At 35.2% G+C, this 14,854-nt stretch carries 15 protein-coding genes and 1 riboswitch; all 15 genes read right to left on the bottom strand.

Annotated features, from left to right (window positions below):
- Window positions 1-28 precede the first annotated feature (28 nt).
- Window positions 29-622 carry a xanthine phosphoribosyltransferase gene (locus IAE51_RS00930; protein ID WP_003132093.1) on the bottom strand — a complete coding sequence of 198 codons (594 nt, stop codon included), beginning with the start codon at window positions 620-622 and terminating at the stop codon, window positions 29-31.
- Between the two features lie 111 nt (window positions 623-733).
- A riboswitch (purine riboswitch) is annotated at window positions 734-831 on the bottom strand.
- A 62-nt stretch (window positions 832-893) separates the two neighbouring features.
- Window positions 894-1,883 (bottom strand): GMP reductase, encoded by a 990-nt coding sequence (gene guaC, locus IAE51_RS00925; protein ID WP_012897747.1) that lies wholly within the window; start codon window positions 1,881-1,883, stop codon window positions 894-896.
- Between the two features lie 258 nt (window positions 1,884-2,141).
- The gene (locus tag IAE51_RS00920) at window positions 2,142-2,759 is read right to left on the bottom strand and encodes a TIGR01906 family membrane protein (protein ID WP_033899491.1); all 618 of its coding nucleotides are present in this window, start codon (window positions 2,757-2,759) and stop codon (window positions 2,142-2,144) included.
- Between the two features lie 102 nt (window positions 2,760-2,861).
- Window positions 2,862-3,635 carry a TIGR01457 family HAD-type hydrolase gene (locus tag IAE51_RS00915; RefSeq protein ID WP_012897745.1) on the bottom strand — a complete coding sequence of 258 codons (774 nt, stop codon included), beginning with the start codon at window positions 3,633-3,635 and terminating at the stop codon, window positions 2,862-2,864.
- Between the two features lie 49 nt (window positions 3,636-3,684).
- Window positions 3,685-4,413: an acyl-[acyl-carrier-protein] thioesterase gene (locus IAE51_RS00910; RefSeq protein ID WP_003132089.1), complete on the bottom strand. Its 729-nt coding sequence runs from the start codon at window positions 4,411-4,413 to the stop codon at window positions 3,685-3,687.
- Window positions 4,414-4,509: 96 nt separating this feature from the next.
- The gene (locus IAE51_RS00905; protein ID WP_021721810.1) at window positions 4,510-4,950 is read right to left on the bottom strand and encodes a cytidine/deoxycytidylate deaminase family protein; all 441 of its coding nucleotides are present in this window, start codon (window positions 4,948-4,950) and stop codon (window positions 4,510-4,512) included.
- Window positions 4,951-5,055: 105 nt separating this feature from the next.
- Window positions 5,056-5,859 carry a glycoside hydrolase family 25 protein gene (locus tag IAE51_RS00900; protein ID WP_014570581.1) on the bottom strand — a complete coding sequence of 268 codons (804 nt, stop codon included), beginning with the start codon at window positions 5,857-5,859 and terminating at the stop codon, window positions 5,056-5,058.
- A 58-nt stretch (window positions 5,860-5,917) separates the two neighbouring features.
- Window positions 5,918-7,057, bottom strand: a complete 1,140-nt coding sequence (gene hemW / locus IAE51_RS00895; RefSeq protein WP_058223039.1) for a radical SAM family heme chaperone HemW — start codon at window positions 7,055-7,057, stop codon at window positions 5,918-5,920.
- 179 nt (window positions 7,058-7,236) lie between these two features.
- Window positions 7,237-7,764 (bottom strand): ParB/RepB/Spo0J family partition protein, encoded by a 528-nt coding sequence (locus tag IAE51_RS00890; RefSeq protein ID WP_153914976.1) that lies wholly within the window; start codon window positions 7,762-7,764, stop codon window positions 7,237-7,239.
- Window positions 7,746-9,065, bottom strand: coding sequence for a phosphoadenosine phosphosulfate reductase (locus IAE51_RS00885; protein WP_277730413.1), 1,320 nt, complete (start codon window positions 9,063-9,065; stop codon window positions 7,746-7,748). Before IAE51_RS00885 ends, IAE51_RS00890 begins: the two co-directional genes overlap by 19 nt.
- Before the next feature lie 232 nt (window positions 9,066-9,297).
- A complete protein-coding gene (locus tag IAE51_RS00880) occupies window positions 9,298-9,885 on the bottom strand; it encodes a hypothetical protein (protein WP_047206233.1) in 588 nt (195 codons plus the stop codon).
- Window positions 9,886-9,933: 48 nt separating this feature from the next.
- Complete coding sequence (locus tag IAE51_RS00875; protein ID WP_003132079.1) at window positions 9,934-10,905, bottom strand: choloylglycine hydrolase family protein; 972 nt, start codon at window positions 10,903-10,905, stop codon at window positions 9,934-9,936.
- 162 nt (window positions 10,906-11,067) lie between these two features.
- Window positions 11,068-11,826: a triose-phosphate isomerase gene (gene tpiA, locus IAE51_RS00870; RefSeq protein ID WP_098383812.1), complete on the bottom strand. Its 759-nt coding sequence runs from the start codon at window positions 11,824-11,826 to the stop codon at window positions 11,068-11,070.
- A gap of 130 nt (window positions 11,827-11,956) precedes the next feature.
- On the bottom strand, window positions 11,957-12,808 hold the full coding sequence (locus IAE51_RS00865; RefSeq protein ID WP_033899477.1) for a MurR/RpiR family transcriptional regulator: 852 nt from the start codon (window positions 12,806-12,808) through the stop codon (window positions 11,957-11,959).
- A 61-nt stretch (window positions 12,809-12,869) separates the two neighbouring features.
- The gene (locus tag IAE51_RS00860) at window positions 12,870-14,822 is read right to left on the bottom strand and encodes a glucose PTS transporter subunit IIA (RefSeq protein WP_058204488.1); all 1,953 of its coding nucleotides are present in this window, start codon (window positions 14,820-14,822) and stop codon (window positions 12,870-12,872) included.
- Window positions 14,823-14,854 lie beyond the last annotated feature (32 nt).

The following is a 14,854-nucleotide window of genomic DNA, read 5'->3' as shown; positions in this document are numbered from 1 at the left end:
TCTTTTTTTATTTTCTTATTGCTTAAGCTTAGTCGAAATCTTTATCATCGGCTGGGGCGAAGATGACTTTACCATCTTCAAATTTTTCAATCCGGGCAAGACTGGTAAGTTTCATTCCTTGGTCAAGAAGTTTTTGACGGCCATCTTGGAAAGATTTTTCAATCACCATTCCTAAACCGACAACTTCTGCTTTAGCTTGTTCCATTAAATGAACCAAACCAAGTGCTGCTTGACCATTAGCTAAAAAGTCATCAATAATCAAGACTTTATCGCCTTCTTCAATGAGTTTGCTTGAAATTTGGACAGTTGAAGTTAATTTTTTAGTGAAAGAATAAACTTCTGTAATCAATAAATCATCATTCATAGTTACATTTTTTGCTTTTTTAGCAAAAATCATTGGAACGTTGAGTGATTCAGCAGCATATAAAGCAGGGGCAATCCCACTTGCTTCAATGGTTACGACTTTTGTAACTCCTGCATTTGCATAAACTTGTGCAAAACGTTTCCCGATTTCCTTCATCAATTGATAATCCACTTGGTGTGTCAAAAAGCGGTCAACTTTAAGAATGTCTTGTCCTAATACTTGACCGTCTGTATGAATGCGGTCTTCTAATAACTTCATTATTCTCTCCTTAAAAAAATTTTTTCTCATCTGTGCCCACAGGTGAGAAAAACGTCTCGTTATAAAAAATAACAAGACGTTTCAAATACGCAAAAAAGAAATTAAATTTACTGAAAAATCGAATTTCCTTATTGTCTCGCATTTACGGTACGAGGTAGAAACGCCCAGCCATATTCTAGGTATAAATAAGATTGTTCTATTATAGACTAAATGCTAAAGTTTTTCAAGCATAAGTTTTGGTATTCCCGAACAATGGGAAAGAAAATGCTTACTAAATCGCATCACCATTCCAAATTGAGTTTTTAACAACAACATAATCAACTTTTGTCAGCGCAGACAAATCACGACCGCCAGCATAAGAAATTGAACTTTGAAGATCTTCTTCCATTTCTTTCAATGTATCTTTAAGTGAGCCTTTGTGAGGAAGGAGAATTTTCTTTCCTTCGACATTTTTGTGTTCACCTTTTTGATATTCTGAAGCTGAACCAAAATATTCTTTGAAAAGTTGTCCGTCACGTTCAACAGTTTGTCCTGGTGATTCTTCGTGTGCAGCAAAAAGTGAACCAACCATTACCATTGTTGCTCCCATACGGATTGATTTTGCGATATCGCCATGAGTACGAATTCCGCCGTCAGCAATAACTGGTTTACTTGCTGCTTTAGCACACCATTTTACCGCTGCAAGTTGCCAACCGCCTGTACCAAATCCAGTTTTAACTTTTGTGATACATACTTTCCCTGGACCAATGCCGACTTTAGTCGCATCTGCTCCAGCGTTTTCCAATTCACGGACAGCTTCTGGCGTTCCAACATTTCCAGCAATCACAAAAGTTTGTGGCATCAAACGTTTAATCAATTGAATCGTTTTAATAACAGAATCTGCATGTCCATGAGCAATATCAATTGTAATAAATTCGGGAATGAGTGCGTCTGCTGAAATTTCACGAATAAAAGCATGTTCATCTGCTTTAACACCAACAGAAATTGAAGCAATCAGGCCTTGTTGGTGCATTTTTTTAATAAATGCCGCTCTATTTTCTGCTTCAAAACGGTGCATGATATAGAAATAGCCTTCTTTTGCAAGCATTTCAGCAATTTTATCATCAATAATGGTTTGCATATTCGCTGGAACAACAGGGAGCTTGAATGTAAAATTTCCCAGTTTTACGCTTGTGTCTGCTTCTGATCGGCTGTTAATGACACATTTATTCGGGATAAGTTGGATGTCTTCGTAGTCAAATACTGAGTTTAGATTATTCATTGCAATTTCTCCTTGAGAATGAGTAGGCTTTTATGAATTTCTAGCCTGTGAACTCATTTATGATTTGATTTACAGAAAAGACCGACCAAACCCTTCGGGTTTCACTAGTTGAACGATTATAAAATCTCTGTCTGCTCAACCTTCCTTATTCATTTTATCTCAATTAAACGGTTTTTTTAGTTATTTACTTCTATTTCTTCAAAAAACACATAACATCATTCGGAAATAGCAAACAATAAAAAAACACCGACCATTCTGTCAGTATTTTTTCTTTAAAAATAAAGTTCCACGTCTATAAATGACAAAAAAGATTAATTCATAGATGAGTAAAAAGATTAAAAAGCTATGCATGAAAAATTGCTCAGGCAAAACGCTAATAATCGGGTCTGTCGCTGGGTCAAAGAGCCAACTATTATCCCGAAAAAGCACTTCATGAAAAGCTACAAAAAATTGGTCAAAGCCAATTAGCCAAGCAATAACTCCAATTGCTAAAGGAAATAGCATAACAACTCTAAGCGCATTATGGAAAACAAGCGAAAGATTTTCTTTTATAAATCGAATAATGAAAGGAATCAAAATGATTGTCAGAAAGAAAACAAGCATAAACAAATTTTTCACTTCTGCGAAATGGTGAAGACCACTTGCTGACGAGGGGAAATCAGGCATAGATAGTTTCGTTTCCAAAGGATTAATTAAATAATTCATCAGAATTAAAAAATTATGCCATATTTTACCGGCAGTCATTTGAACTAAATCGGTTAATTGATACCAAAAAATTTCACCAAAAAATAAGGGAATCGCCAAAAAAATAGTTAAAGTTACTGACAAGGCAATAATCCATAAAATACTAAATCCAAAAATGACTTTATCTCTCATAGGCGCTCCCAAAGTATTCTAAAATTTACTGACAGAAATTAATTTTTCCGTCAGTAAATTTTTAAAAGCAATCAATTACTGACAGACCTGTCAGTAATATTTTCAAACTTCCCACTCATCTAAACTAGCTACAACATAAGTCGGAGGAACTGGAAGATTTGGTACTTCTTCAGCTCTTGTAAATCCAGTTGTGACAAGCAAGCTATCAATTCCGTTATTAATGCCCGTATGAATATCTGTCAGATAATTATCGCCAACCATTAATAAATCAGATTTAGGAAGCCCTAATTTTTCGACCGCTTTATTGGCTATAATAGCTTCTGGCTTACCAATAATGGTTGCTTCAACTCGTGTTGCCGCTTCAAGCATTTTTATCAGCGCTCCAGCTCCAGGAGTCAAACCACGTTCGTTTGGCAAATTCAAATCTGGATTTGTTCCGATAAATTTAGCTCCTTTATGAATTGCCAGAGTAGCAAGGACAAGCATTTCATAAGTTAAATCAGTATCTAAAGCGACCACAACGTAAGCTGGATTCTCACGATCTTTTTTGTAACCTGCCTCATAAATCGCTTCTTTAAGACCATCTTCTCCAATGATATAAACTGTTTTTTCTAAGCCTAAATCATTCATATAATCAACAGTAGCAAGACTTGCAGTATAAATCGTTTCCAATGGAGTGTCAATATTAAATTGTTGACTCAAACGGCGTTGTACCACGCGCGGTGTTTTTGTTGTGTTATTTGTGACCAAAAGATAAGGTATTTTAGCCTCTTGTAGCCGATGAATGAAATTCTCGCCTGCAGGAATACGCTTATTTCCCAAGTAAATTGTCCCATCAAGGTCAATTAAGTAACCACCATATTTTTTATTTGTCATTTTATTCTCTTCTACTTTTTATCACTAAAATTTACTGACAGAGCTGTCATTAAACTTTTCCCCAGTGAATTTCAATTTGAGTACTTCCGTCATTAAAATTGTGATGACTCACTTCGTCTTCCCAAGACATTAAAGCATTAATTTCTTCACCATAAAGGACTTCATGATTATATTTTATAAATACATGTTTGGGTTGATGACTTTTACGGAATTCAAAATCCACCATATCAGCTGCCCAATCATAATATTTCGCATTATTAACATGTCCATTCATATCTAATGCTGAAAAACGGACAGGATAAACAATTTTTTGAGCATCACTAAATTCGTCAATTTTACGGAATTTATGAGGACGTGAAATTTTTGATACTTTTTCAGATTCATAAGGATCAACAATTTCATCCAATACACGGTCAATTTTTCTCGTTGCCTTATCCATCAAAACCCAAGTTGAACGAATTTCAACTAAAACTTCTCCATTTTCATCTAAAAATGAGAAATTACGATAACAAAAGAATTTATTATAACTAGTTGCTTCAGTTTCAATTGTTATTTTTTCATTAAATTCTGGTAAACGATGAATCGTCAATTCATATTCAATAACTGCCCAAAAGAGGCCATATCTCTCAAATACCCAGACATCTGAGCGTCCAAGTGCCGTTGATTGCTCTCCAGAAATCTGTAAAGCCACAGCTAAAAGGCTTGAAATTCGCATTTTTTTAAAAGCATCACTTTCATAGAAAGGAACTTGATAATTTTGTTGATATTTTATACCCATTTTATGATAACCTCGCCTTCTATTTTAGCAAAAAAAAGAGCAATTTTCATAAATTGCTCATCTATTAGCCAGAGTTTTTAAAGTTCTCAGAGCTAATTAAATTTTTTCACAGGCGATTTCTAAAGTATCAATCAATAATTCTTCATAAGGATCTTTAGCATGATACTCATCAATGTATTTAATTTCTTTCACACCAGCAGCAACAACTAATTTCAGGCAGGCAAGGCAAGGAAATAACGTTGTATATAAAATCGCACCTTCAGGTGAAACGCCATGTTTAGCAGCTTGAGCAATTGCATTTTGTTCTGCATGAACCGTTGCTACACAGTGTCCATATTTATCTTCAGTACAACCAATATCTGTACAATGTGGCATCCCCGAAACCGCACCATTATATCCCGTAGAGAGAAGTTGACCATTAGGACTGACCAATAAAGCTCCTACTTGAGCATGGTTACAAGTTGATCGTTTTGCAACCACTTGGACAATTTCTTTAAAATATTCATCTTTACTTGGTCTTGTAAATTTCTCTGACATCATGAACTCCTTAATTGCTTTTTGATTTATTATAGCAAATTTATTTATTTCAGGCTTAATAAAAAAACTTCCAAGAGAATCATAAATTAACTTGGAAGAAAAATTTTATTTTTGATTTTTAAACAATTCATTATAGTTGGTTTGGTTATTAACCATATTCAAATCAACATTTCCCGAGTAACCTGGTAAAGTTCCTTGGTCAGTAAATTGTTGCATTTTATAACTTAAAGTCGTTTCTGGTGAAGCATCCCAATAACCTGTATTTCGTCCATAGGCAGCAATCCAAATCGCTTTAAATTTATCAACTTTTATTTGATTATCTCGCAAGAACCAGTCTTGGGCATAAATACCAATGTTTTTAGCTCCTTGTTTCTCCAACTCAGAGCGAAAAGCCTCAATCCCTTGGTTCATATTTTTCATATTGGTTACCTCGACATCAAGCCAATAATAGGTCGGCTTATAAGGGCTTGCTCGACGATAAAAGTCTCTTGCTTGCTTCCTCATTTCAGAAGTGTTTTCTCCAGTCACAAAAGCATAAACCGCCGTCGGGATTCCCCGCTCTTGGAAAGCTTTAATGTGCTGTTTATAGGCAGTATCTTCTCCATCCTTGCTTGCTGAATTATCAGCATGACCATAAGAACCATTGACACGAATAACCGCACCAATCACATGCTGACTTAAGGTGTTGTAATCAATATCTTCTGGACGTTGCCAACCCGAAAGGTCAACAACTGGTTTATTCAAATCCAAAACCTTCTCATCCAAAATATGATTTACAACAATTTTTTCAGTTGCTGCTTTTTTAGGAGGTTCTACCGGTCGAATTCGTACTAAACCAAGTAAGGCGATCATTGCAATCATGGATGCTGTAAAGATAAAAGCTCCCATTTTTTTAAGTTTACGTCTCATTTTAGGTTTCATTAATTATATTGTAACATAACTTTCACAAAAATTCATCACGATAGCATTAAAAATTAATATCATCGAGCAAAAATTTCTCAAAGACATTATTCCCCAACTCAAAACCTTTGTCTGTCATATGGATTCTTTGTCTATCATTATATAATAATTTTTGATTAATAAGTTCTGTGATTTGTTCACCGTATAATTTTTCAAATGAACACTTGAATTTATTTTCAAACTTCTCAACCAAAACTCCCGATTTTTTCCGAAGACCTAAGAACATTTCTTCTTCTATTTGAGATTTTTTACTTAAAACTTCTTCATTTATCCTTTTTTCAGTTGGAGCAGCTTTAAGGTAATGATGAACTGGACCAAGATTTTTATAACGAATCCCTGCTAAATATCCTGACGCTCCAGCGCCAATTCCATAATATTCCTCATTATCCCAATAAGTTATATTATGTTTGCTCTCAAATCCTGGTAAGCCAAAATTTGAAACTTCATAGTGATTATAACCATTTTTAGCTAAAATATCCATGATATATTCATACATGTCCGCATTTTTATCTTCACTTGGCAGGCGTAAAAGACCACGACGTTGTCGATTCATAAAAACTGTATGATCCTCTAAAATAAGACTATATAAAGCCACATGTGGTAGTTTTAATTCTAAAAATTTTTCAACATCTGACTTAACCATCTCCATCGTTTGCCCAGGTAAAGCATAGATTAAATCAATCGTAATATTTTCAAATCCAGCTTTTTTCAGTCTTTCAACTGAGTCATAGACCTGAACTTCTGTATGTGTCCGCCCGATTTTTTTGAGCAAAGCATCATTAAAAGTTTGGACACCTAATGAAATTCGATTGACTGCTGAATCAGCCAAAACTTTAATAACCTCATCTGATAAATCCCCTGGATTTGCTTCAACAGTAAATTCTTCCAAAACTTCTAAATCTAACTGTTCAGCAATCGCTGTCAGTAAACGTTCAAGTTGTTGGGCTGATAAAACGCTGGGCGTTCCACCACCAATATAGATTGTTCTTAATTTTTCTATCTCGAAACTTTGAAATTCTTCTATGAGCGATTCAATATAAGCATCAATCGGCTGTCCTGTCATCAGTACTTTAGCAAAATCGCAATAATAACAAATATGAGAACAAAAAGGAATGTGAAAATAAGCCGAATTAGGTTTTTGCAACATTTATAAATCCCTTCAAAAATTTTTCCTATTCAATGAAAGATAGTGAGAGGATTAACCCTAAAATTAATCTTACCAATAAAAATCACAAATACTTGACCTATTATAACACACCTATGGATAGCAATTGACTTTACAAAACGGAAAATATAGATAAAAAAGAGGGTAGCTTTAACTACACTCTATTCTTCTTTATCCCATTCCCAAGACCGTGAAAACTCCCCTCCTTTAAACAAAGAGGCAAGCCCACTTAATTGTTTGAGCCTTAATAATTCTTCTTTATCCATTCCAATATTTGTCATAATCCACCGATCACTTAAACCAGCTTCAACCAATTGTTGAACAATTTCTGTCATTAATTCTACTGAATGAGTCCCTCTGGCACGATTATGGCGAATAGTGCTGGCTATTCTATCTTCTAATGGGCGATCAATCACAGAAACGGGTAAACAGTTCCCTTCTCTTTGCGCAATCGTTTCAGAATTTTTCATTACAAGATAGCGGTGAAAACCATCCACGATCTCATAAGTATCATTTTCTTTGTCATAGTAGCAGACAATTGGCATGGTATAACCATCTTCTAATATCGACCGTTCTAAAAGTTTAAATTCAGTCGGCGCAGTTTTATTAGGATTATATGAATTTGCTCTAATCTTTTCAATTGGAACCCGTCTCACTTGATAAGCTGGACTTACAAAAAACTCTCCCATTTTTTCATTGCCTCCTTCTTCTTTTGCAATTCATCTTTCGTTTGACCAAATCCCATATATTGACAGGAAGTATCATTTTTTAAAATGGTGATACACATTCTCTTATAAGAGGGAACTAATCTGAAATTTTTAATTGGTACATCATCAGGATATTTTTTGAAACGAACTAATTCATATTCCTGTTTGTAATTTCGATTATTTTTTGGAGTACCTAAATTTTCAAATTGCAAATTTGTTTCTTCAAGTTCACTGACAACTTTCTGAGGCAAAGCTCCCCCATTTTTTGTCCAGTAAGTCAGAGAACTCTGGAACTTTTTCAGATAAACTTCTCGAATATCCTCTGGTAATGTCTTGAGTAAAAAGTCAACATAGGTCTCCCAAGTATGCCCCTTAGGAAGACTGACTCCACGATAACCAAGAGCAATTGTCCCACCATAAATAGCCGCAAAATTTGCTCCATTGACACGACCAATCAATTTTCCCCAAGTCTCTGGCTCCAATGCTTGATACAATTTCAAAGATGAGACGCCACATTGATGAAAAGGATTGGCAACCCTCATACTTTTAAAGGGTACTCCTGCTTGAAAATATAAATCATATAAATGATTATAATCAAAAGAAAATTTAGCATTTGCTACCCAGACATCCTCAAACAACCAATCATACATCGGATAAAAATTGAAAACATTATGAAAAATTCGATGACTATAATTTGTAGTTCCAAATCTTGAAAAAGTTTCATCACGTGTCACAGCATTAAAGCGATTTAAACTTTCTTGAGCTCTGATTCCGACAAGAACTGCTGTTCTTTCTGCTTTCTTTTCTTGATGAAGCCACTGACAGAATTTGCTTTGAAAATCATAATCAGACATTCCTATTTCAAAAAATGGGAAATTGTGATTTTCAAGATGAATTGCTCCTTCTGGAACTGAATTCAACCAGAGTTCGGGATGTTCAGGGTCCCAAGGAAGCCAAGTCGATTGTGACATCGATATTCCACAAGAAGCAGAGACAGGCATACAAATATGATAATAATCAAAATCAGGATATTTCCCCATTGAGCGTTCTATATAGTCTTTGGTTTCTTGATAATTCCCCTCATAGTCAAGATAATAAACAGAAACTGCTATTTCTTTGTCAGCAAGTTTATTTTCTTCATAATAACGATGAACAAGTTCTAGCATCAATCCAGAATCTTTCCCGCCAGAAAAGGAGACAATTAAGTGGTCGAAATAATTACAAATATAATCTAGTCGTTTATTGAAAGCTTCGTAAACATTTTCCTTCTGATATTTTCTCACATTCGTTACCTTTCGCATAACTTTTTCAACATTTCACTTATTGAGCTTAAACCATTTAAATCATATTAAAGTTTAGGTCTTCCAATTGAAACCATATTTATTATTTTAAAATACAAAAATTAAATATAAAATACGTTTATATCTTTATATTTTATTATAAATTACTTTATTTTGCAATTTTATATTAGAATTGTACTTTATCTTAAGGCTTAAATTATAAAAAAAGTACTTGTCAAAGTACTTTTTTATAATTTAAGTATTTTCTTCTTCCTTCAATAAGGAATAACATTGTCAAACTAAGCGAGATGAGATAAATTGGAAAAGCAACTTCTGCGAAATTCCAATGATGAATCTCTGTAAAACTTGTTGATGCAGAAAAAAGACTACCTAAAAACAAGAAACCATTTTCTGTTTCGGGATACTTCCAACCTTTTAACATGGTAGGTAATGCGGCTAGAGCATCTGATAATATCGCAAGAGATATTGCAACATTAGGATTTTTAGTCAAATACCAAGCTACTAAGGCCAAAATAGAAACAAGGCCACAAATATAATCAAATCTTTCAATTCTCCAATAAGCTGCTTTGTTAAATGATGAAACAATAAAAACTAAAATTGGACCAAAGCCAGCCATAAATACGGGTAAACTTGCCCAAGAAACACCAGTTGATAAGGATGCTGCTGTACTAATCAATGGAGCAATTCCCCAAATTAACCAAGTAATTCTATTCGGTTTAACTCGACCACGCAGACTAGCGATAAGATAAGTAGTTGTAAAAGATATTGAAATAAGTGCGCCTAAAATAACGATAAGATGCATTAAATTCTCCTAAAATAATTTTGTTTTCATTATAACAAAATCTTAAGATTATAATTCATCTGGGAAACGATAGACTTGTATACTTAAATCATCATACGTTTGTAAGTAAAGTCTGCGACTGTTCACTTCCACAGCACTGCGATAAACAGTATAAGTCCCTGAGCGGCCTTCAGACTTTGGAACTGTAACACCATTTAAAATATGCCATGCCTCAACAATATTTTGCTGTTCATCTTTAGGATACACCGCTCTTTCTTTGTAAATAGCTGCTCGAATAAATCGAGCTGTTGGTGTGAATCCTCCAGGAAAAACTGGTTTCCCATTGAAACTTCCTGTCGAAATTTGGTTAGGATTATCATTTTTTACTGACAGATTTTCTAATGATGAATTACTATCCTCATTTTTACTGACAGAAGTATTTTCACTTTCTGTCAGTAAATTGATATCCATATAAGTCCTTAATTTCTCAACTTCATTCTCAAATTTAGGAGCATTTGTAACCACACCAATTGGATTATCTGAAATGACCAATCGTCCACCATGTGGTTCAATATTAATCATTTGGCCGCTTGGATCTGTCGCAGAAAAATGTAAATCATTACGTCCAAATTTGTAGATTGCATTTTCATCAGTCATCAACTGTACATTATCAATATTCTGACGAACTTCCTCAATTGAACGGCAATTCCCCAGCAACCAAAGCAAAAATTCAAAAGCAGCAAGTTGAACTTTTCCCTTCTCTGCTTCTTTAGCGTAATCTGACTGATTTGAAAAAGTTAGTTTTTGTGCCGCCAAGCCATATTCATTTACACCATCTGAAATATCAGCATGTAATCTCATTTCGCTATTTCCGACGCCAAGGATGGCATATGGATTAATCATTTTTTGATTGTTATAGACGCTTGTCCATTCATAATTTCTTGGTAGAACAAGGGCAGCGGCATTAAAAGTATGCCAATCCATTGTTCTAGCAAAAACCAATCCACCGTCACTTGACTTTAGTTGAAAACTGGTACACATTTTTCTCCCCTTAATTAATTTGTCATCTCTTTATTTTATCAAAAGTTTTACTGATAAAGATACTAGCAGAACTATAAACTTCAATCCTATAACAAAAACTAAAAAATGTACGAAAAAAGTACTGACAGAATCAGTACTTTCATTCAACCCATAATTATAAAATTATTTGTACATTTCAAGCAATGCAAGGAAGCTATCAGCTTCAAGTGAAGCTCCACCAACGAGGGCACCGTCGATGTTTTCTTTAGCCATCAATCCTTTGATTGTTTCAGGTTTAACTGAACCACCGTATTGGATACGTACAGCTTCTGAAACTTCTTTTCCGTAAAGTTTTTCAACTGTTGAACGAACAACACCACAAGTTTCATCAGCAATTTCGTTTGTTGCAGTTTTACCAGTTCCGATTGCCCAGATTGGTTCATAAGCAATAACCAAGTTTGAAACTTGTTCAGCACTCAAGCCAGCAAGACCAGCTTCGATTTGACCTGAAACCCACTCAGCTGTTTTTCCAGCTTCAAAAGTTTCTAAAGTTTCACCACAACAAAGGATTGGAGTTGCTCCAGCAGCGAAGATTGCTTTTGCTTTTTTGTTGATGTCTTCGTCAGTTTCGTGGAAATATTCACGACGTTCGCTGTGACCGATGATGATGTATTCAACACCTAAATCAACGATAGCAGCTGGACTATTCTCACCAGTGAACGCTCCAGCATTTTCAAAGTAGCTATTTTCAGCAGCAAGTTTCAATTCTGAACCTTGACGAAGGTAAGCCATAGGAGCGAGGAAAAGTGCAGGTGCACCGATAACTGATTCAACATTATCAGATGAAGGCAAGTTATTTTTTACAGCTTCAACAAAAGCTTGCGCTTCTGACAAAGTTTTGTTCATTTTCCAGTTACCAGCGATAATTGGTTTACGTGACATTCTAATTCTCCTTATAGGGCGTTTAAGCCTCTTAAATTTTGGACTTCAGTCCATCTTTTACAAGGTCTATTTTATCACATTGTGAAAAAAATTGCAGAAATCAACTCATCATTAATAAATTTCAATCCTGTCACTTTTTTTCCAATAATTTTATAGCATCACGTGTTTTTTCCAACTTGTCATAACTTTCTGTAAAATGCTCTGATACATACATATAAAAAAGAATGTCAACAACATAAAGCTGAGCCATCAAACTCATTGTTGCAGCAGTTCGCATTTGATAATCTTCACCAGAAACAGAATGAAGAATACAATCAGCCATTTGTCCTAAGCTTGAATTTTCCCGAGAAGTAATTGCAATAATCGGGATTTTCATATTTTTCACCACGCTTGCGAGTTCCAGAACTTCTTTTGTTTCCCCCTTCATTGAAATTCCAATGAAGATTGTTTTTTTATTAGAAACAGAAAGAGAGGAAACAAATAAATGGGCATCTTGAATAAAGATAACTTGCTTGCCAATTCGACTAAACTTTTGAAAAATATCCTGAGCAACCATTGAAGATGCTCCAATTCCAAAAACAAAGATATTCTCAGCAGCATCAATTGAAGACACAGCATCCATAATTTCATCATCCAACAGAGCAGAATTTGTCGTCTCTACCATGTGATTTACCCGGACTTTGAGTTTATTCTTGATTGAAGTAGGTGTTTCAGAATCATTTACTTCCTTGTAGTATTCTTCATCATCTACATGAGCAGCATACGAGGCACTCAATTTTTGTTTAAACTGGGAGAATCCATCATAACCTAACTTTCTGGAAAATCTTACTAAAGCCGCAGAGGAGCTACCAATTTCTCCAGCCACTTCTTGCGCACTTTTTTCTAGCATTTTCTCTCCGACTTCAAAAATATAGTCAGCTATTTTTTTCTCAACTGTCGTAAAGCTAGAATAATTTTGCCTAATGATAAGTAAAGTATCCATTTAACCTCTCCGTTCTTCTTTAATTATAACAAAGAGGTTGGTATAAACCAACCTCTAACTTTTATGCTTTTACTGTTATAATCTCTTGACCTTTACTTATTTTCCCACCATGACTGATAATAATTTCTCGATAAGTATCAGAATTTGTGATAACCACAGGTGTAATTATAGATAAACCTGCTGCTTTTATTTTTGAAAGATCTGCTCTTACCAGTAAATCTCCTTTTTTGACACGATCATTTTGCTTAACGAAACTTTCAAAAGCTTCACCATTTAAGCCAACAGTATCCATTCCAATATGAATTAGAATTTCAACACCGTCATCACTAGTCAAACCAATCGCGTGCTTAGTTGGAAAAACTGTAGTAACAACACCAGCGACGGGCGAAATGACATCTCCATTATCTGGTTCAATGGCTACTCCTTTACCCAACATTCCGCTTGAGAAAACTTCATCCTCAATTGTAGAAAGTTCTTTCACATTCCCCTCAAGTGGTGATGCAATTGTTGAACTAGAAAATTCTGGAGTTGTCACAACACGTAAAGTAGGTTGAATAGTTTCCATTTGGACTGATTTTCCATAATTATCTGCTTTTTCTTTTGCATCTTTAGGAATACCAAAGAGATAAGTAGCAATAAATCCACCAATATAAGCACCCAATAGTCCAAGAAGATAAACCCACCATTTGCCATTAGCAATAAGTGGAAGGAGAGCAAGGCCTGAAGGGCCAATAGCAATGGCTCCAGCTTGACCTAATGAACCGATGATTGCACCACCAATCCCCCCACCGATACAGGCCGTGATGAATGGACGACCAAGTGGTAGGGTAATCCCATAAATTAAAGGTTCTCCAATTCCTAAAATTCCTACTGGAAGAGCACCTTTAACAAGTTCGACAAATTCTTTATCTTTTCTCAAACGAAGCCAAAGCGCAATCGCAGCACCAACTTGACCAGCTCCAGCCATTGCAAGGATTGGCAATAATTGTGTTGAGCCCGTTTTAGCAATCATTTCTAAATGAATAGGGGTTAAGATTTGGTGTAAACCAAACATAACCATTGGTAAGAAAAGTACACCCAAAACAAAGCCAGAGAAACCACCACCAACTTGAAGAATAAAGTTAATTGCCCCGACTAAACTTGAAGAAATAACTCCCGCTACCGGCATAATGGCAAAAATCTCCGCAAAACCAATGACCAATAAACCAACGGTTGGTGTCACAATAATATCAATTGAGTCAGGAATAATTTTACGTAGTTGTTTTTCTAAAATCGATAGTAACCAAACAGCGAAAATTACGCCAATAATTCCACCTTGTCCTGCCGAAAGTGCACTTCCATTAAAGATATTTTTCAATGGTGCTTCTGGGTTCATTCCTGTGAGCAAGGAAACCGCACCGATAACACCACCAAGCGAAGGTGTCGCTCCAAATTCTTGAGCTGAATTAATTCCGACATAGATGGCTAAGTAAGAAAAAATTCCAGATTGAATAATTTTTAAGACGGTAATAAACTGGGTCCATGTTGCGGCATCTAAGGTACCAGCAGTGACTAAGTTTCCTAAAACAGAGGCCAGCCCACCAATCAAACCGGCACCAACAAAAGCAGGAATCAATGGAACGAATATTTTAGAAATCGTATTAAGAACCGCTTTAAATTTTGAAGGCTTATTATACTTTTCTTTAGCTTCCGATTTTGTTTTTGCCATTAAATCATCAATTGATTGACCTTCAGCACTTGGGAAAGTTTCTCCTAACCTTACCCCAACTGTCTCAACCATTGCTTGAGCAACTTTATTTACAGTTCCAGGTCCGATGACAACTTGTAGTGTTTCATCTTCAACGACACCCATCACTCCATCAATTGCCTTTAAACCAGCTAAGTTAACTTTTGAATCATCAATAATGGTCATCCGAACACGAGTCATGCAATGAATCAATTTTTTTACATTTTGTGTTCCACCAACATTTTCATAAATCTCTCGTGCAATACGAGCTATTTTTTCTTCTGCCATTTTTGCTCCTTCTCCTACCTTATAAGGTAAAT

Origin of the sequence: Lactococcus sp. S64 (genome assembly GCF_016516525.1) — a bacterium.
Classification (GTDB): domain Bacteria; phylum Bacillota; class Bacilli; order Lactobacillales; family Streptococcaceae; genus Lactococcus; species Lactococcus lactis.
Note: the sequence above shows the minus strand (reverse complement) of the source record. Positions and strands in the feature narration are given on the sequence as shown.